This window comes from Streptomyces sp. NPDC045955 (assembly GCF_056430805.1).
In genome coordinates, this window is sequence record NZ_JBWKKY010000008.1 from 13669 (window position 1) to 30638 (window position 16970).

A 16970-nucleotide genomic window follows, 5' to 3' on the forward strand; every position below is an offset into this window, starting at 1 on the left:
GTACAAAGTGCCACCGCCCGGTTGCCCCACCCTTTTGTACCCCCCCTAGACTGAACCACCAGCACAGGCGGCTACACGCTCGAAAGGCGCCCCCGTGTCCATCGGCAACTCCCCTGAAGACGAGCGTCCGTTCGAAGACGAGCGCGTCGAAGAAGACCGCGAGGAAGCCCGCCCCTCCATCGGCCGTGCCCTTCAGCAGGCGCGTATCGCCGCTGGGCTGACCGTCGACGACATCAGTAGCGCCACCCGGGTCCGCATGAACATCGTGCACGCCATCGAGGCGGACGACTTCACCGCCTGCGGCGGGGACGTCTACGCCCGGGGGCACATCAGGACCCTCGCCAAGGCCGTCCGCCTCGACCCGGCGCCGCTGCTCGCCCAGTACGGCGACGAACACGGCGGGCGCCCGGCGCCGACCCCGGCAGCTCCCCTCTTCGAAGCGGAACGCATCCGCCCGGAGCGGCGGGGCCCCAACTGGACCGCCGCCATGGTCGCGGCGATCGTCGCCGTGATCGGATTCGTCGGGTTCACCATGCTCCAGGGCGGCGGCGACAGCGGCGGCGAGGCGAACGTGGCCGAGGGCTCCACGCCCACCACCGGCGCCTCCGCCTCCCCGACCACCAAGACCAAGAAGCCCGCCGACCCCAAGCCCGAGGCGTCCGACAGCGCCATCGCGGCAGCGCCCCAGGACAAGGTGACGGTCCAGGTGGCCGCCGCCGACGGCCGCAGCTGGATCGCCGCCAAGGACCACAACGGCCGGTTGATCTTCGACGGCGTTCTCAAGCAGGGCGAGACCAAGACCTTCCAGGACAGCTCGAAGGTGCACCTCGTCCTCGGGGACGCCGGCGCTATCGACCTCTTCGTCAACGGCAAGAAGATCAAGGACGACTTCCAGCCGGGCGCCGTGGAGCGCCTGACCTACACGAAGGGTGACCCCGAGGCCGGATAACCGGTCCGAGGGGTGCGGTCGCCACGGGGTTGGTCCGGAAACGGCCAACCCCGTCGACGTGGGGTGTCAGCGGGACGAAGTACTCTTGAGCCCATGCCTGAACGCCGTACCGTCGCACTCGTCACCCTTGGCTGCGCCCGTAACGAGGTGGACTCGGAGGAGCTCGCAGGCCGTTTGGAGGCGGACGGCTGGCAGCTCGTGGAGGACGCCGAGGACGCGGACGTCGCCGTCGTGAACACCTGTGGCTTCGTCGAGGCCGCCAAGAAGGACTCCGTCGACGCCCTCCTGGAGGCCAACGACCTCAAGGGACACGGCAGAACCCAGGCCGTCGTGGCGGTGGGCTGCATGGCCGAGCGGTACGGCAAGGAACTCGCCGAGGCCCTCCCGGAGGCCGACGGAGTGCTCGGGTTCGACGACTACTCGGACATCTCGGACCGGCTCCAGACCATCCTCAACGGCGGCATCCACGCCTCGCACACCCCGCGTGACCGGCGCAAGCTGCTGCCGATCAGCCCGGCCGAGCGGCAGGAGTCGGCCACGGAGGTCGCGCTGCCCGGGCACGCCCCGGCCGACCTTCCGGAGGGTCTCGCTCCGGCCTCCGGCCCCCGTGCGCCCCTGCGGCGCCGTCTGGACGGCTCTCCGGTCGCCTCCGTGAAGCTGGCCTCCGGCTGCGACCGGCGCTGCTCCTTCTGCGCCATCCCGTCCTTCCGCGGCTCCTTCATCTCCCGCCGCCCGAGCGACGTGCTGAACGAGACGCGCTGGCTGGCCGAGCAGGGAGTGAAGGAGATCATGCTGGTCTCCGAGAACAACACCTCCTACGGCAAGGACCTCGGCGACATCCGCCTGCTGGAGTCGCTGCTGCCCGAGCTCGCCGAGGTGGACGGCATCGAGCGGGTCCGGGTGAGCTACCTGCAGCCCGCGGAGATGCGCCCGGGCCTGATCGACGTGCTGACGTCCACCCCGAAGGTCGCGCCGTACTTCGACCTGTCCTTCCAGCACTCCGCGCCCGGCGTGCTGCGCGCGATGCGCCGCTTCGGCGACACCGACCGGTTTCTGGAGCTGCTCGACACGATCCGCAGCAAGGCGCCCGAGGCCGGCGTGCGCTCCAACTTCATCGTCGGCTTCCCCGGCGAGAGCGAGGCCGACCTCGCCGAGCTGGAGCGGTTCCTGAACGGCGCGCGGCTGGACGCCATCGGCGTCTTCGGCTACTCCGACGAGGAGGGCACCGAGGCGGCGACCTACGAGAACAAGCTCGACGAGGACGTCGTCGCCGAGCGACTGGCCCGCGTCTCGCGGCTGGCCGAGGAACTCGTCTCGCAGCGCGCCGAGGAGCGCGTCGGCCAGACGGTGCACGTGCTCGTCGAGTCCGTCGACGACGAGGAGGGCGTGTACGGCCGCGCGGCGCACCAGGCGCCCGAGACGGACGGCCAGGTGCTGCTCACGAGCGGCGCGGGTCTGAGCAGCGGCCGTATGGTCGAGGCGAAGGTGGTCGGTACCGAGGGCGTCGACCTGGTGGCCGAGCCGCTTCAGGGCTCGTTCGCGTCGCCGGCGTGGAGTGAGGAGGCTGGCAGATGACCGGTGTTCCGGCATCCGCGGCGGGAGGCCCCTCCGGCGCGAGGAGGGCCGCTGCCGGTGCGGCTTCGGGGAAGGTTCCCGGGACTTCTGTGGGCCGGTCGGCCGCGCGGTCGGCCGAGGGCGGGGCGGCCGGTGCCGCGCCGACTGCTGGGCAGGGTGCGGCGGCCGGTGCCGGTGACGGTGGGGCCGCCGTCGGTGACGGCTCCGAGAGCGCCGTCGTCGACGCGCACGACGACGGGAGGCCGGCGCGGGGCGGGAAGCTGGCGGCCGCGGCCGTCAACCAGGCCAGCGTCTGGAACGTCGCCAACCTCCTGACCATGCTCCGGCTGATCCTCGTGCCGGTCTTCGTCGCGCTGATGCTCGCGGACGGCGGGTACGACCCGGCGTGGCGGTCCCTCGCCTGGGCGGCCTTCGCCATCGCCATGATCACCGACCTCTTCGACGGTCATCTGGCGCGCACGTACAACCTGGTCACGGACTTCGGGAAGATCGCCGACCCCATCGCCGACAAGGCGATCATGGGGGCGGCGCTGATCTGTCTGTCCGCGCTCGGCGATCTGCCGTGGTGGGTGACCGGCGTCATCCTCGGCCGGGAACTCGGGATCACCCTGCTGCGTTTTCTGGTCATCCGGTACGGCGTCATCCCCGCCAGTCGCGGAGGCAAGCTCAAGACGCTCACCCAGGGCGTGGCCGTGGGCATGTATGTGCTGGCACTGACGGGGTGGCTGGCCACGCTGAGGTTCTGGGTGATGGCCGTGGCGGTCGTTCTGACCGTGGTGACGGGGCTCGACTATGTGAAACAGGCCATTGTGCTGCGCAGGCAGGGAATCGCCGAGCGCAAGGCCGCGTTGGAGGAGAAGGAAGCGTGAGTTCCACGGCCACCGACGTGGTGCGACTACTCACGGTGAAGGGTGAGACGCTCGCCGTCGCGGAGTCGTTGACCGGTGGTCTCGTTGCGGCGGAGATCACATCCGTGCCCGGGGCGTCCAAGGTCTTCCGAGGTTCGGTGACGGCGTACGCCAGCGAACTGAAGCAGGAACTGCTCGGTGTCGACGCCGCCCTGCTGGCAACGCGAGGAGCGGTGGATCCGCAGGTCGCGGCCCAGATGGCGGCCGGAGTGCGCAAGGCGCTCGGCACGGACTGGGGCATCGCGACCACCGGTGTCGCGGGTCCGGAGCCGCAGGACGGACAAGCCGTCGGGACGGTCTTCGTCGCCGTGGACGGACCCCGGAGGACCGATTCCGGTTCTGCCGGCGGCGGAAAAGTGGAGGCTCTGCGGTTGAACGGCGACCGCGAGGAAATTCGTAGAGAGAGTGTACGGAGCGTACTCGCACTGCTCCTGGAGGAGCTTGCGGGCGAACAGACTGGGAATGAACGGGCACAGGATACGGAACGGAACGGGGGGTTTTGATGTTTGCAGCCCTGAGTGAACACGACATCGCTCCCCGCACGGCCGCGGCGCAAGGCGGTACGGTGGGGCGTAATGGATGCGGCTACGCGGTCCGAGGAGGGAGCCACCGATGATTCTGCTCCGTCGCCTGCTGGGTGACGTGCTGCGTCGGCAGCGCCAGCGCCAGGGCCGTACTCTGCGCGAAGTCTCCTCGTCCGCCCGAGTCTCACTCGGCTATCTCTCCGAGGTGGAGCGGGGGCAGAAGGAGGCTTCCTCCGAACTGCTCTCCGCCATCTGCGACGCGCTGGACGTACGGATGTCCGAGCTCATGCGGGAAGTGAGCGACGAGCTCGCCCTGGCCGAGCTGGCCCAGTCCGCTGCGGCCACCCCCAGCGAACCTGTGCCCACACCGGTTCGCCCGATGCTGGGTTCCGTTTCGGTGACCGGTGTGCCACCCGAACGGGTGACCATCAAGGCGCCCGCCGAGGCGGTGGACGTCGTCGCCGCGTGACGCTTCGCGCGTGCGTGGCATGAACGAGCGGCGCTGACCAGGCGTCGACACTGGTGAGGCCCCGGCCGGGGTTCTCCGGGAGATCCGGAGGGGTGACGGTCGGGGTTTTCGCTTGCTCGCGGATTGCCGGGCGGAACCGTGCCCGATTTATCTGCGTTTGCCCGTGGGGCTTGTGACGGTCATCGTTGAAGGGATGGCCGGGGAAAGCCAACGGAGGTGCGGATGTACGTCGTGAAGAGCCCGCTGTCCGACGCGAGCCTGAAGACCGTGTCCGAGGCGTTGCAGGGCGCCCTCGTCGACCTGGTGGACCTCGCCCTCGCGGCGAAGCAGATCCACTGGAACGTGGTGGGACCGCGCTTCCGTTCCGTGCATCTCCAGCTCGACGAGGTCGTCGACATCGCGCGGAAGTACTCCGACACCGTGGCGGAGCGCGCCGCGGCGCTCGGGATCTCCCCCGACGGGCGGGCCGCGACGGTCGCCGTCGGCAGTGGGATCGGTGTGACCCCCGAGGGGTGGGTCGACGACTCGACCGCCGTGGGGGCGCTCGTGGAGGCGCTGGGCGCGGTGATCGCCCGGATGCGGGAGCGGGTCGAGGCGACCGGTGAGCCGGATCCGGTGAGCCAGGACATCTTCATCGGGATCACGGCGGACCTGGAGAAGCATCACTGGATGTTCCAGGCCGAGAACGGGTGACCGCAGCGGGCGCGGCAGCGGGCGACGGGCCGGCCGGAGGGTGCGCCGCTCGGGGTTTCGCGGCCCGCGTTCTCGCAGCTCGGCGCGGTGGGGCATGCGGTGCGCCGGTGTGCTGTTGGTGCGCCCTGTCCGCCGGTCCGGGCGGCCGCACGGCGTCGGGCTGGAGGTGGCGGCCATGGCGGGGATAGGGCGCTGGGGGGCGCGCGGAGCCGTGCTGGGGCTGGGGGCGCTGTGGTGGTGGGCGGCGCTGCGGCTGGTGGTCGCGCCCGGGGCCGGGGTGCTGGAGGCGACGGTCGCGGCCGGGGGATGGGGGCTGAGCGTGCTGCCGGTGCACTGCATGCCGAAGGGGCGGGCGAGTGGAGTCGTGAGTACCGGGCGGTGGCGGAGGGTGCTGGGGGTGGGGGGCCGGGGTGTGGTGTCGCGGAGGGGGTGATGCCGCGGCGGCTTGCTTCAGAGGTGTGGAGGACGTCTTCTGAGTGGGCGGGCGTGCCGGGTGTGTCTGTTGCTCACCAGGGCATCGCCACGCCGCCGTTCGGGCGGATGATCTGGCCCGTCGTGAACGACGAGGCGTCGGAGGCCAGGTGCAGGACCGCGTGTGCGATGTCCTCGGGGGCGCCGACCCGGCCCAGGGGCGACATCCGCGCCATGACGGCCTCCGTCCTCGCCCGAGCCTCGGTGTCGTGGCGGTCGGTCATGGGCGTACGGATCCAGCCCGGCGCGACCGCGTTGACGCGGATGCCGTGCCGGCCCACCTCGGTCGCGAGGGTCTTGGTCAGCTGGACCACCGCCGCCTTGGCCGCGCCGTAGCAGAGCAGCCCGGGGGCGCCGGTGTCGACGGCGCCCGAGGCCATGGTGACGAGGCTGCCCCCGGTGCCCCGGGCGATCATGAAGCGGGCCGCCTCCTGGCAGGCGTACAGCACGCCCTTGAAGTTGACGTCGAGTACTCGGTCGAGGTCCTCCTCCCGGGTCTCCAGAACCGGGCTGGTGTGCAGGATCCCGGCGATCGCGGCCAGGACGTCGAGGCGTTCGCAGGAGGTGATGGCCTGCCTCAGCCGGGCGCGGTCGGTGACGTCGAGGGCGTGGGTGTGGGCGGCGCCGCCACCGTCCTTGATCAGGGTCACCGTCTCGTGCAGGCCCTCGGGGTCGCGGTCCGCACAGTGCACGGTGGCGCCCGCCTCCCCGAGCAGCAGCGCCGAGGCGCGGCCGATGCCGCTCGCGGCTCCGGTGACGAACGCGGTGCGGCCGGTGAAGTCGTACGCCGTGACGGGCATACAGGGACCGTACGAGCGTTTCTGACGGGTCGTCAATCAGTGCGGTCGTGCCCGCCGGGTCGGGGGAGTGGCCGGGGCGGGGCCCGGCTGGCAGGTGGGGCACCAGTACGTGGGGCGCTCACGGGAGCCGTCGCCCTGGTCGGCGACACGGACGGAGGTGTGGCAGCGCAGGCAGGGGCGGGGCGCCCGGCCGTACACGAAGAGGTCCTGGCCGCGGCGGCCCGTCGTCGTGCGGATCGGGCGGTCGCGGTTGGTCTCCAGCAGCTTCTTGGCGAGCGCGGGCAACTGGGCGGCGCGCTCGGTGGGCAGGTCGCCGACGGGGAGCCAGGGGGTGACGCCGAGCAGGAAGCAGAGCTCGCTCTTGTAGACATTGCCGATACCGGCGAGGTTGCGCTGGTCGAGCAGGGCCTCGCCGAGGGGGCGGGAGGGGTCCCTCAGGAGATTGGCGAGGGCCCGGTCGGGGTCCCAGTCCGGGCCCAGGAGGTCGGGGCCGAGGTGGCCGACCGCGCGGTGCTCATCGGTGGTGCGCAGGAGTTCCAGGACGGGGAGGCGGTAACCGACGGCCGTGTGGTCGGTGGTGCCGAGGATCGCGCGGATCTGGTGGCCGGGGCCGCCGCTCCAGCGCCTGCCGTTCTCGTACACCTTCCAGGAGCCGTCCATCCGCAAATGGGAGTGCAGGGTCAGGCCGCCCTCGACGCGGGTCAGGAGGTGTTTGCCGCGCGGGGTGACGTCCAGGACCGTACGGCCCGTGAGGTCGGCCGTGGCGAGCCGCGGCACCCGGAGGTCACTGCGGGTCAGCACCTTGCCCGCGAGGGCGTGGTGCAGCCGGCTCGCGGTCTGCCAGACCGTGTCACCTTCGGGCATGGGTCAAGGGTGGCACGTCGCCGGGACGATCAGGCGCGCAGGCGGAGGCCACGGGGGGTCGCGATGAAGCCCGCTCCTTCCAGAAGGGCGCCGATGGGGGAGGTCAGGGCCTGGGCGCCGTTGACGCGCTCCACCGTGACCGTGCCGAGGGAGCCCGCGCGGGCGGCTGCGGCCAGTGCCTCCGACGCGGTGCGCAGGCGGGGGTCGTCGGTGGGGTCGCCGTCCGGGGCGCTGGCCCAGGCGAGCAGGGTCTTGCCACCGCGCTCCATGTAGAGCGTCAGCTCGCCGTCGACGAGCACTACCAGGGAGCCTGCCTTGCGGCCCGGCTTGTGCCCGGCGCCGGTCGGGGGCTCGGGCCAGGGCAGGGCGGCGCCGTACGCGTTCGCCGGATCGGCGGCGGCAATGACGACGGCCCGGGAGGCGGGGTCCGGGCGGGTACGGCGGTCCGGGGATCCGGTGGCGTACGGGGCGCGTCCGCCGTTCTGCCAGGGCAGGGGGTCCTGCGGGGAGTAGTCCCGCGGCGAGACGTACTCGTCCCGGGACGGCTGGGGGGCCGGGGTGACGTGGGCGGGGCCGAGGCCGGGGAAGCCGTCCGGGCCGGGGTCGCCGGTGTCGCGGGGGTGGTCGTGGGACGGGAGCCCGTCGTCCTGTCCGGCGAAGTCATGGGCGGGGAAGTCATGGGCGAAGACGTCATGGGCGGGGAACGGATCGAGGTCGGGGCCCGGCGGGGCGCCGGGCAGGTCCTCGCCGCGGTCGCGGGCGTTGGCCACCGCGCGCAGGCGGTCCACGGCACCGTCCATCGCGAACTGCGCGGCGCCGAGGCCCTCCACGACGTAGCCGCGGCGGGCCTGGCCGCTCTCCTCGAAGGCGGACAGGACGCGGTACGTCGCCGAGAAGCCGCCCTCGACGCCCTCAGCCGAGACCGCGCCCCTGGTCACCACGCCGTGCCGGTCGAGGAGGGTGCGGGCGAGGGCGTGGGCCCGCACCGTCGGGTCCGGCTCGTGGGCGGGGAGCAGGGACCAGCGGCCGGCGACGGTCGGCGGGCCGGAGCGGGAGGCGGGCCGGGCCGCGGCCGTCAGGGAGCCGTAGCGGCCGCGCGGGACCGCGCGCTTGGCGCGGTGGGCCGTGGAGCCGGCGGTACGGCCCGAGCCGAGCAGGGAGCGCAGGGGGGCGAGCGTGTCGTTGGTCAGACGGCCGGACCAGGCCAGGTCCCAGAGCACGTCGGCCAGCTGGGGGTCGGTGGCGTCGGGGTGGGTGGTGGCCCGGACCTGGTCGGCGATCTGGCGGAAGAACAGGCCGTAGCCGCCGGAGAGGATGTCCAGGACGGACTGGTGCAGGGCGGTCAGCTCCAAGGGGTGCGGGGGCGGCAGGAGCAGGGGGGCCGCGTCCGCCAGGTAGAGGGAGACCCAGCCGTCCTTGCCCGGGAGGGAGCCCGCCCCGGCCCAGACGACCTCTCCGGCGGCGGTGAGCTCGTCCAGCATGGCCGGGTTGTAGTTCACGACCCGGGAGGGCAGAACCAGCTTCTCCAGGGCGGAGGCGGGCACGGACGCGCCCTGCACCTGCTCGATGGCGCGCACCAGGCCGTCGATGCCGCGCAGGGAGTGCCCCTTGCCGATGTGCTGCCACTGGGGCAGGAACTGGGCGAGGGCGGCCGGCGGCACCGGCTCCAGCTCATGGCGCAGGGCGGCCAGGGAGCGGCGGCGAAGTCGGCGCAGCACGGCCGCGTCGCACCACTCCTGGCCGATCCCGGCCGGGTGGAACTCGCCCTGGACGATACGGCCCGCCGCGGCCAGCCGCTGGAGGGCGCCCTCGGTGACGGCCACGCCCAGGCCGAAGCGGGCCGCCACCGTGGTCGAAGTGAACGGGCCGTGGGTGCGGGCGTAGCGCGCGAGGAGGTCGCCGAGCGGGTCCTTGACGGGCTCCGTGAAGGCCTCCGGGACACCGACCGGCAAGGCGGTGCCCAGTGCGTCGCGCAGCCGGCCCGCGTCCTCGATCGCCGCCCAGTGGTCCCTGCCCGCGATCCGGACCCGGATGGCGCGGCGGGCGCCGGCCAGTTCCTGAGCCCACTGCGGTTCGGCGCCCCGTTCGGCCAGTTCCGCCTCCGTGAGCGGGCCGAGGAGGCGAAGGAGGTCCGCGATGCCTTCGGCGTCCTTGACGCGGCGGTCCTCGGTCAGCCACTGAAGCTCCCGCTCCAGCTCCGTCAGCACCTCCGCGTCGAGGAGCTCGCGCAGCTCGGCCTGGCCCAGCAGTTCGGCCAGCAGCCGCGAGTCCAGCGACAGGGCCGCGGCGCGGCGCTCGGCGAGCGGGGAGTCGCCCTCGTACAGGAACTGGGCGACGTAGCCGAAGAGGAGGGAGCGCGCGAAGGGGGACGGCTCGGGCGTGGTGACCTCGACGAGGCGCACCTTGCGGGACTCCAGGTCACCCATCAGTTCGACGAGACCGGGAACGTCGAAGACGTCCTGGAGGCACTCGCGGACCGCCTCCAGGACGATCGGGAACGAGCCGAACTCGCTCGCCACCTGGAGCAACTGGGAGGCGCGCTGGCGCTGCTGCCACAGCGGCGTGCGCTTGCCCGGGTTGCGGCGCGGCAGTAGCAGCGCGCGGGCGGCGCACTCGCGGAACCGGGCCGCGAACAGCGCCGAGCTGCCCACCTGGTCGGTGACGACCTGGTCGACCTCGCCCTTGTCGAAGACGACGTCGGCGGCGCCCACGGGGGCCTGCTCGGCGTCGTACTCCCGGCCCATCTTCACCGGCTCCTGGTCCAGCAGGTCCAGGCCCATCAGGTCGGCGTCCGGCAGACGCAGCACGATGCCGTCGTCGGCGTGCATGACCTGCGCGTCCATCCCGTAGCGCTCGGAGAGTTTCGCGCCGAGCGCGAGGGCCCAGGGCGCGTGCACCTGGGCGCCGAAGGGGGAGTGCACGACCACGCGCCAGTCGCCGAGCTCGTCGCGGAAGCGCTCCACGACGATCGTCCGGTCGTCCGGGACGTGGCCGCAGGCCTCGCGCTGCTCGTCCAGGTACGACAGCACGTTGTCCGCCGCCCAGGCGTCCAGGCCGGCGGCGAGGAGGCGCAGCCGGGCGTCCTCCTTGGACAGCGAGCCGACCTCACGCAGGAACGCGCCCACCGCCCGGCCCAGTTCGAGCGGGCGGCCCAACTGGTCGCCCTTCCAGAAGGGCAGCCGGCCCGGCACGCCCGGGGCCGGGGAGACCAGGACGCGGTCGCGGGTGATGTCCTCGATGCGCCAGGAACTGGTGCCGAGCGTGAAGATGTCGCCGACGCGGGACTCGTAGACCATCTCCTCGTCGAGCTCGCCGACCCGGCCGCCGCCCTTCTTCGGGTCGGCTCCGGCGAGGAAGACGCCGAAGAGGCCACGGTCGGGGATCGTCCCCCCGGACGTGACGGCGAGGCGCTGGGCGCCGGGGCGGCCCGTGATCTCGCCGGTGACGCGGTCCCACACCACGCGGGGGCGCAGCTCGGCGAAGGCGTCGGACGGGTAGCGGCCGGCCAGCATGTCGAGGACCGCCGTGAAGGCCGACTCCGGGAGCGAGGCGAAGGGGGCGGCCCGGCGGACGGCGGCGAGGAGGTCGTCGAACTGCCAGGTGTCCATGGCCGTCATCGCGACGATCTGCTGGGCCAGGACGTCCAACGGGTTGGCGGGGACCCTGAGGGACTCGATGGCACCGGTCCGCATGCGTTCGGTGACCACCGCCGCCTGGACCAGGTCGCCGCGGTACTTCGGGAAGACCACGCCGGTGGAGACCGCGCCCACCTGGTGACCCGCCCGGCCGACGCGTTGCAGGCCGGAGGCCACCGAGGGAGGTGATTCGACCTGGACCACCAGGTCGACCGCGCCCATGTCGATGCCCAGTTCGAGACTGGAAGTGGCCACGACCGCGGGGAGGCGGCCCGCTTTGAGGTCCTCCTCGACCAGGGCACGCTGCTCCTTGGACACCGAGCCGTGGTGGGCGCGGGCGATGACCTGGGGTGCGCCCTGGGCGGCTCCCGAGCCGCCCATGAGCTCGGCGGGGGAGTGGTGCTCGTCGAGGGTCTCGCCCGTGGCCCGTTCGTACGCGATCTCGTTCAGGCGGTTGCACAGGCGCTCCGCGAGACGACGGGAGTTCGCGAAGACGATCGTGGAGCGGTGGGACTGGACGAGGTCGGTGATCCGCTCCTCCACATGCGGCCAGATCGACGGGCGCTCGGCGCCCTCCGAGCCGTCCGCCACCGGGGAGCCGCCCAGTTCGCCCAGGTCCTCGACCGGGACGACCACGGAGAGGTCGAACTCCTTGCCCGACTCCGGCTGGACGATCTCCACCTTGCGCCGCGGCGAGAGGAAGCGGGCCACCTCGTCGACCGGGCGGACCGTCGCGGAGAGGCCGATGCGGCGGGCGGGCTTGGGGAGGATCTCGTCCAGCCGCTCCAGGGAGAGCGCGAGGTGGGCGCCGCGTTTGGTGCCCGCGACCGCGTGCACCTCGTCGAGGATCACCGTCTCCACGCCGGTCAGCGCGTCGCGCGTGGCCGACGTCAGCATCAGGAACAGCGACTCGGGGGTGGTGATCAGGATGTCCGGCGGGCGAGTGGCCAGGGCGCGGCGCTCGGCGGCGGGGGTGTCGCCCGAGCGGATGCCCACCTTGACCTCGGGCTCGGGCAGGCCCATCCGTACGGATTCCTGCCGGATGCCGGTCAGAGGGCTGCGGAGGTTGCGCTCGACGTCCACGGCCAGGGCCTTCAGCGGGGAGATGTACAGGACCCGGCAGCGCTTCCTGGGGTCGGCGGGGGGAGGGGTCGAGGCGAGCTGGTCCAGGGCGGCGAGGAAGGCGGCCAGGGTCTTGCCGGAGCCGGTGGGGGCGACGACCAGCACGTCCGAACCCTCGTGGATGGCCTGCCACGCACCGGACTGGGCCGTGGTGGGCGCCGAGAAGGCGCCCGAGAACCAGGCGCGGGTCGCGGGGGAGAAGCCGTCCAGGGGTCCGGGTGCTTTGCTGGGCATGCGTCCATCGTGCACCCCGGCACTGACAACGGGAGGCCGCGGCGGTCCCGCCTGGCGTTCAGTGGTCGGCCGGGGGACCGGACAATGGCCGTATGAGCGAGCGTGCGCGGCACTGGCAGTACGACGAGCTGCCCGGGGTGGATCTGCTGCGGGCCCGGTACGTGCGGAAGACGTTCGTGCGGCATACGCACGAGAACTTCGTGATCGCCGCCATCGCCGACGGGGTGGAGGTCTTCCACCACGGCGGGGGCGATCAGTACGCGGGCGCCGGTGCGCTCGCGCTGGTGAATCCGGATACTCCGCACACGGGGCGGGCCGGTGTGCCCGAGGGGTGGCGGTACGGGGCCGTGTATCCGTCCGTCGATGTGGTGGCGCAGATCGCGGCCGAGACCACGACGCTGCGAGGGACCCCGGGGTTCGTCAGCCCGGTGGTGGATGATCCGTATGCCGTCGGGCTGGTGCATCAGGTGCTGCGCGCCGCCGACGAGGGCAACGCGCTGGCCGCGGACACGCTGCTGCGGGTCGCCGTGACCAGGTTGCTGCGGCTGAACGGCGGGCCCATGCCGCGGCGGGAAGTGCGGACGGCAGGGGCCCGGATCGCCGCACGCGCGCGTGCGGTGCTGGAAGAGCGAATGGACCGGCCGCCGACCCTGGAGCGGTTGGCGGCCGATCTCGGGACCAGTCCCTTCGCCTTGTTGCGGGCCTTCCGGGGCGCCTACGGGATGCCGCCGCACGCGTGGCTCACGGACGCGCGGGTACGGCGGGCGCGGCGGCTGCTGGACCTCGGGACGGCGCCCTCGGAGGTCGCCGTGACCGTGGGATTCACCGACCAGCCGCATCTCAACCGGCACTTCAGCCGGATCGTCGGGGTGCCTCCCGGGGCCTATCAGCGAGAGCGCAAGAACGTACAAGACCTGCGGTAGCGGCTCCTCGTAGCGTGCGGGGCGTGGTGGATCGGACAGCTCTCGGAGATACAGAGACCGGTGGGAAGACGGACCGGGCCGTCGTGCGGGACGCCCTGGGGGTGGGGGTGGCCGTCGGGCTCTCCGGCTTCGCCTTCGGGGTGACGTCGGCGGGCGGCGGACTCACGCTCATGCAGACGTGCGCGCTCAGTCTGCTGGTGTTCACCGGGGCGTCGCAGTTCGCCCTGGTGGGCGCCCTCGCGGCCGGTGGCGGCCCGTTCACGGCGGCGGCCGGGGCCTTCTTCCTGGGTGTGCGGAACGCCTTCTACGGCCTGCGTCTGTCGCAGGTGCTGGCTCTCCCGCGCGCGGTGCGGCCGTTCGCCGCACAGTGGGTGATCGACGAGACGGCCGCCGTCGCGCTCGCACAGCCCACGCGGCGCAGTGCGCGGGTCGGGTTCCTGGTGACGGGGCTGAGCCTGTACGTCCTGTGGAACCTCACCACGCTGCTCGGGGCACTGGGCGCCGAGGCCATCGGGGACACCGACGCCTGGGGGCTCGACGCGGCGGGACCCGCGGTGTTCCTGGCGCTGCTCGCGCCGATGCTGAAGACCGGCACCGAGCGGGCCGTCGCCGGGCTCGCCGTGCTGCTGGGGCTCGGGCTGCTGCCCGTGCTGCCCGCCGGCGTGCCGGTTCTGCTGGCCGCGCTGGCGGCGCCGGTCGTGCTCTGGGCGGACGGCCGTCGCAAGGGACAGGGGGAGCAGGAGTGAACGTCTGGGTCGCGATCGGTGTGACCGTCCTCGGGTGCTACGCCGTCAAGCTGGCCGGGCTGCTGGTGCCCGCGGGGGCTCTGGAGCGGCCCCTCGTGAAGCGGCTCGCCGCTCTGCTGCCCGTCGCGCTGCTGGCGGCCCTCACGGCCCAGCAGACCTTCGCCGACGGGCAGGCGCTGGTCCTGGACGCGCGGGCCGCCGGGCTCGGAGCCGCCGCCGTGGCGCTGATGCTGCGGGCACCGTTCCTGCTCGTCGTCGCGGCGGCCGTGGTGGTGACCGCGGGAGTGCGGGCCATGGGGGCCTGATCAGCCGATGCCGCGGCCGTACGCCCTGAGGGTGAGCAGGGCCTCGATCGTCACCGCCGGGCGGGCCTCCAGGGCGGGAGCCGGGGCCCAGCGGAGCCAGCTGAGGGGCCAGCCGCCGTCCTCCTGCTGCCGGGCCGCGAGGTGGTCCAGGGAGCGGGCCATCTCGTCGTCCGTGAACCACGCGCGCGCGAGGGAGCTCGGTGTCCTCGCGTAGTCGTGCGGGAAGTGGTGCTCGCCCGGGGCGTAACCGGGAGAGACCGGGTACGCGTCCAGGTTGTCGGGGTCCAGCGCCGCCAGACGGTGCTCGCGGACCAGACGGCCCAGACGGTCGGCGGCCGCCTCCGCGCGCGGCCGGTCCGGGGCGGAGTCGAGGAAGGCCACGGCGGCCTCGATCTCGTACGGGTGGGACTTCTCCAGGGACTCGACCGTCTGCCAGCAGAAGTCCGTGGCCCGGAACAGCCAGGCGTGCCACACCTCGTTGCGGTGCAGCAGCCCCACCACCGGCCCGGTGGCCAGGAGGTCGCTGGGCGGGTCGTCCACGACCGGCACGAAGGGTGCCGTCGGGTAGCCGCGCTGGCTGGGGTGGACCGCCGGGAGGGCGCCGTCCGCGGTGGAGACGGACGTCAGATAGCGGCACATGTGTTCCACCCGCTGTCCGGCGCAGCGTCCCACGGCGTCCAGGACGCGCAGGGCGCGGGCGGTGTGGAGCGGCTGGCTGACCGGGCCGCGCAGATCGGGCTCCAGCGCGTGGCCGTACCCGCCGTCCTCGTTGCGGTAGGCGTCCAGGGCGGTCTCCACCGGGTCGGCGGCGCCGTCCCGGAAGTGGTGGGCGAAGAGGCGCTGCTCGAGCACGCGTGCGGTGAGCCAGACGAAGCGTTCCGCGCGCGCCACGGGGGTGTGCGGCGGGAGCGACGGGGGGAGTGGGGGAGCTCCTGTTTCGGCCATGGATCAGACCGTAGGGCGGAACAGGGCGCCGGCAGGCGGTCCCGGCCGAGGCCCACCCTCAGGGGCGGGATACTGGAGTCATGCGGTTGACGGTCTTCTGGCAGCGGATGGCGGAGCATTTCGGTCCGGGGTACGCGGACACCTTCGCGCGTGACCATGTGATGGCGGAGCTCGGCGGGCGCACCGTCCACGAGGCGCTCGACGCCGGCTGGGACGCCAAGGAGGTCTGGCAGGTGGTGTGCGCGGTGATGGACGTGCCGAGGGAGAAGCGTTGACCCGTCGTGGAGACCGGTGACTGACCGCCCCCGAAGATCGCAGGTGGGCAGACGGCTGTCGGTGGCGTGGGTGAGACTTGGTGCGTGGCACCCACTGACGAGACCGGGCAGGCAGCCCCGCAGTCCTCCCCGTTCGGTACGACACCGCCCGCCCCGCCCCGGCCCCCGGCCGGGGACTCCGGGCCGAACGGCCGCATGCCGCGCTGGCTGCCGCGCGCCCTGGTGCTCGCACTCGCCCTCGTCGCCCTGTTCCAGCTGGGCAGTTGGGCCTTCCACCAGCTCACCGGGCTGCTGATCAACATCCTCATCGCGTTCTTCCTGGCGCTCGCCATCGAACCGGCGGTGAGCTGGATGGCCTCGCGTGGCATGCGCAGGGGACTGGCCACGTTCATCGTCTTCATCGGCGTGATCGTCGTGGCGGCGGGCTTCGTCACACTGCTCGGCTCCATCCTCGCGGACCAGATCATCAAGATGATCGAGGGTTTCCCGGGCTACCTCGACTCCGTCATCAACTGGATCAACACGCACTTCAAGACCGACCTGAAGCGCGTGGACATTCAGGAGGGCCTCCTCCGCTCCGACTGGCTGCGCACCTACGTGCAGAACAGCGCCACGGGTGTCCTGGACGTGTCCGCCCAGGTCATCGGGGGTCTCTTCCAGCTGTTGACGATCGCGCTGTTCTCGTTCTACTTCGCCGCGGACGGCCCGCGGCTGCGCCGCACGATCTGTTCCCTGCTGCCGCCCGCCCGGCAGGCCGAGGTGCTGCGCGCCTGGGAGATCGCCGTGAACAAGACCGGCGGCTACATCTACTCGCGCGGCCTGATGGCACTGATCTCCGGCATAGCGCACTTCGTCCTCCTGCAGGCCCTGGACGTGCCCTACGCGCCCGTGCTCGCCGTGTGGGTGGGCCTGGTGTCGCAGTTCATCCCCACCATCGGCACGTATCTCGCGGGTGCGCTGCCCATGCTGATCGCGTTCACGGTCAACCCCTGGTACGCGCTGTGGGTGCTGATCTTCGTGGTGATCTACCAGCAGTTCGAGAACTACGTGCTTCAGCCGAAGCTGACGTCCAAGACCGTCGACATCCACCCCGCGGTCGCCTTCGGCTCGGTCATCGCGGGCACCGCGCTCCTGGGCGCGGTCGGCGCGCTGATCGCCATCCCCGCCATCGCCACGCTCCAGGCCTTCCTGGGGGCGTACGTGAAGCGGTACGCCGTCACGGACGACCCCCGGGTGCACGGCCATCGCCGACGCGGGGAGGGGCCGAGCTTCGCCACGCGCGCGAGGCAGCTGTGGGCAGGGCGGGCCGGGGCGGAGCGACCCGACGGTGGGCCGGCCGAGGACGAGGGCTCCGGGCGTGGGCGGTCCGAGGACGAGGGCTCCGGGGGCGGGCGGTCCGATGAGGGCTCCGGGCAGGGCCCGGACTGAGTCGCTGCGGGGTGTGACGGAGGTGCCGCGTGGTGCGCTTGACACGAAAATCGAACATCCATTCTTATGGAGTCTCCGGCGAAGCTCAACGACGGGCAGTTCGA

At 72.5% G+C, this 16970-nt stretch carries 15 protein-coding genes and 1 pseudogene; 12 read left to right on the top strand and 4 right to left on the bottom strand.

Annotated features, from left to right (window positions below):
• Positions 1-94 precede the first annotated feature (94 nt).
• The 7 genes from AC07F0_RS17965 (at position 95) to AC07F0_RS17995 (ending at position 5551) form a co-directional block, all read left to right on the top strand.
• Entirely contained in the window at positions 95-949 is an 855-nt protein-coding gene (locus AC07F0_RS17965) for a helix-turn-helix domain-containing protein (protein WP_478979942.1), read from the top strand.
• A gap of 93 nt (positions 950-1042) precedes the next feature.
• Positions 1043-2524 (top strand): 30S ribosomal protein S12 methylthiotransferase RimO, encoded by a 1482-nt coding sequence (gene rimO, locus AC07F0_RS17970; RefSeq protein WP_436730811.1) that lies wholly within the window; start codon positions 1043-1045, stop codon positions 2522-2524.
• Complete coding sequence (gene pgsA / locus AC07F0_RS17975) at positions 2521-3393, top strand: CDP-diacylglycerol--glycerol-3-phosphate 3-phosphatidyltransferase (protein ID WP_478979944.1); 873 nt, start codon at positions 2521-2523, stop codon at positions 3391-3393. Before rimO ends, pgsA begins: the two co-directional genes overlap by 4 nt.
• Positions 3390-3935: a CinA family protein gene (locus AC07F0_RS17980; protein WP_478979946.1), complete on the top strand. Its 546-nt coding sequence runs from the start codon at positions 3390-3392 to the stop codon at positions 3933-3935. Before pgsA ends, AC07F0_RS17980 begins: the two co-directional genes overlap by 4 nt.
• 109 nt (positions 3936-4044) lie before the next feature.
• Entirely contained in the window at positions 4045-4425 is a 381-nt protein-coding gene (locus tag AC07F0_RS17985) for a helix-turn-helix domain-containing protein (RefSeq protein WP_003993396.1), read from the top strand.
• Positions 4426-4647: 222 nt separating this feature from the next.
• Positions 4648-5118, top strand: coding sequence for a Dps family protein (locus AC07F0_RS17990; RefSeq protein WP_478979948.1), 471 nt, complete (start codon positions 4648-4650; stop codon positions 5116-5118).
• Positions 5119-5293: 175 nt separating this feature from the next.
• A complete protein-coding gene (locus AC07F0_RS17995; RefSeq protein WP_478979950.1) occupies positions 5294-5551 on the top strand; it encodes a hypothetical protein in 258 nt (85 codons plus the stop codon).
• A 73-nt stretch (positions 5552-5624) separates the two neighbouring features.
• Here the strand turns inward: AC07F0_RS17995 and AC07F0_RS18000 are convergent, their stop codons facing one another.
• Genes AC07F0_RS18000 through AC07F0_RS18010 form a run of 3 tightly spaced genes read right to left on the bottom strand, consistent with a single transcriptional unit; the run spans position 5625 to position 12244 of the window.
• On the bottom strand, positions 5625-6389 hold the full coding sequence (locus tag AC07F0_RS18000; RefSeq protein ID WP_478979952.1) for an SDR family NAD(P)-dependent oxidoreductase: 765 nt from the start codon (positions 6387-6389) through the stop codon (positions 5625-5627).
• Between the two features lie 36 nt (positions 6390-6425).
• Complete coding sequence (locus AC07F0_RS18005; protein ID WP_478979953.1) at positions 6426-7253, bottom strand: Fpg/Nei family DNA glycosylase; 828 nt, start codon at positions 7251-7253, stop codon at positions 6426-6428.
• 29 nt (positions 7254-7282) lie between these two features.
• Positions 7283-12244, bottom strand: a complete 4962-nt coding sequence (locus AC07F0_RS18010) for an ATP-dependent helicase (RefSeq protein WP_478979955.1) — start codon at positions 12242-12244, stop codon at positions 7283-7285.
• A gap of 92 nt (positions 12245-12336) precedes the next feature.
• Between AC07F0_RS18010 and AC07F0_RS18015 the strand changes: the two are divergent.
• The 3 genes and pseudogenes from AC07F0_RS18015 to AC07F0_RS18025 form a co-directional block, all read left to right on the top strand.
• Positions 12337-13158 (top strand): annotated as a pseudogene (locus AC07F0_RS18015) (AraC family transcriptional regulator); the annotation flags it as partial.
• A 32-nt stretch (positions 13159-13190) separates the two neighbouring features.
• The gene (locus AC07F0_RS18020) at positions 13191-13913 is read left to right on the top strand and encodes an AzlC family ABC transporter permease (protein WP_478979957.1); all 723 of its coding nucleotides are present in this window, start codon (positions 13191-13193) and stop codon (positions 13911-13913) included.
• Positions 13910-14218 (top strand): AzlD domain-containing protein, encoded by a 309-nt coding sequence (locus tag AC07F0_RS18025; RefSeq protein ID WP_478979958.1) that lies wholly within the window; start codon positions 13910-13912, stop codon positions 14216-14218. Before AC07F0_RS18020 ends, AC07F0_RS18025 begins: the two co-directional genes overlap by 4 nt.
• Here the strand turns inward: AC07F0_RS18025 and AC07F0_RS18030 are convergent, their stop codons facing one another.
• Positions 14219-15163 (bottom strand): hypothetical protein, encoded by a 945-nt coding sequence (locus AC07F0_RS18030; protein ID WP_478979960.1) that lies wholly within the window; start codon positions 15161-15163, stop codon positions 14219-14221.
• Between the two features lie 80 nt (positions 15164-15243).
• Between AC07F0_RS18030 and AC07F0_RS18035 the strand changes: the two genes are divergently transcribed.
• Both AC07F0_RS18035 and AC07F0_RS18040 read left to right on the top strand, forming a co-directional pair.
• Positions 15244-15438, top strand: coding sequence for a DUF3046 domain-containing protein (locus AC07F0_RS18035; RefSeq protein WP_356923573.1), 195 nt, complete (start codon positions 15244-15246; stop codon positions 15436-15438).
• Between the two features lie 84 nt (positions 15439-15522).
• Positions 15523-16866: an AI-2E family transporter gene (locus tag AC07F0_RS18040; RefSeq protein WP_478979961.1), complete on the top strand. Its 1344-nt coding sequence runs from the start codon at positions 15523-15525 to the stop codon at positions 16864-16866.
• Positions 16867-16970 lie beyond the last annotated feature (104 nt).

Coding starts and splice junctions, on each gene's coding strand:
- AC07F0_RS17990 (WP_478979948.1), top strand. CDS start 4,648: ATGTACGTCGTGAAGAGCCCGCTGTCCGACGCGAGCCTGAAGACCGTG.
- AC07F0_RS18035 (WP_356923573.1), top strand. CDS start 15,244: ATGCGGTTGACGGTCTTCTGGCAGCGGATGGCGGAGCATTTCGGTCCG.
- AC07F0_RS18010 (WP_478979955.1), bottom strand. CDS start 12,244: ATGCCCAGCAAAGCACCCGGACCCCTGGACGGCTTCTCCCCCGCGACC.
- rimO (WP_436730811.1), top strand. CDS start 1,043: ATGCCTGAACGCCGTACCGTCGCACTCGTCACCCTTGGCTGCGCCCGT.
- pgsA (WP_478979944.1), top strand. CDS start 2,521: ATGACCGGTGTTCCGGCATCCGCGGCGGGAGGCCCCTCCGGCGCGAGG.
- AC07F0_RS18000 (WP_478979952.1), bottom strand. CDS start 6,389: ATGCCCGTCACGGCGTACGACTTCACCGGCCGCACCGCGTTCGTCACC.
- AC07F0_RS18030 (WP_478979960.1), bottom strand. CDS start 15,163: ATGGCCGAAACAGGAGCTCCCCCACTCCCCCCGTCGCTCCCGCCGCAC.
- AC07F0_RS17985 (WP_003993396.1), top strand. CDS start 4,045: ATGATTCTGCTCCGTCGCCTGCTGGGTGACGTGCTGCGTCGGCAGCGC.
- AC07F0_RS17995 (WP_478979950.1), top strand. CDS start 5,294: ATGGCGGGGATAGGGCGCTGGGGGGCGCGCGGAGCCGTGCTGGGGCTG.
- AC07F0_RS18005 (WP_478979953.1), bottom strand. CDS start 7,253: ATGCCCGAAGGTGACACGGTCTGGCAGACCGCGAGCCGGCTGCACCAC.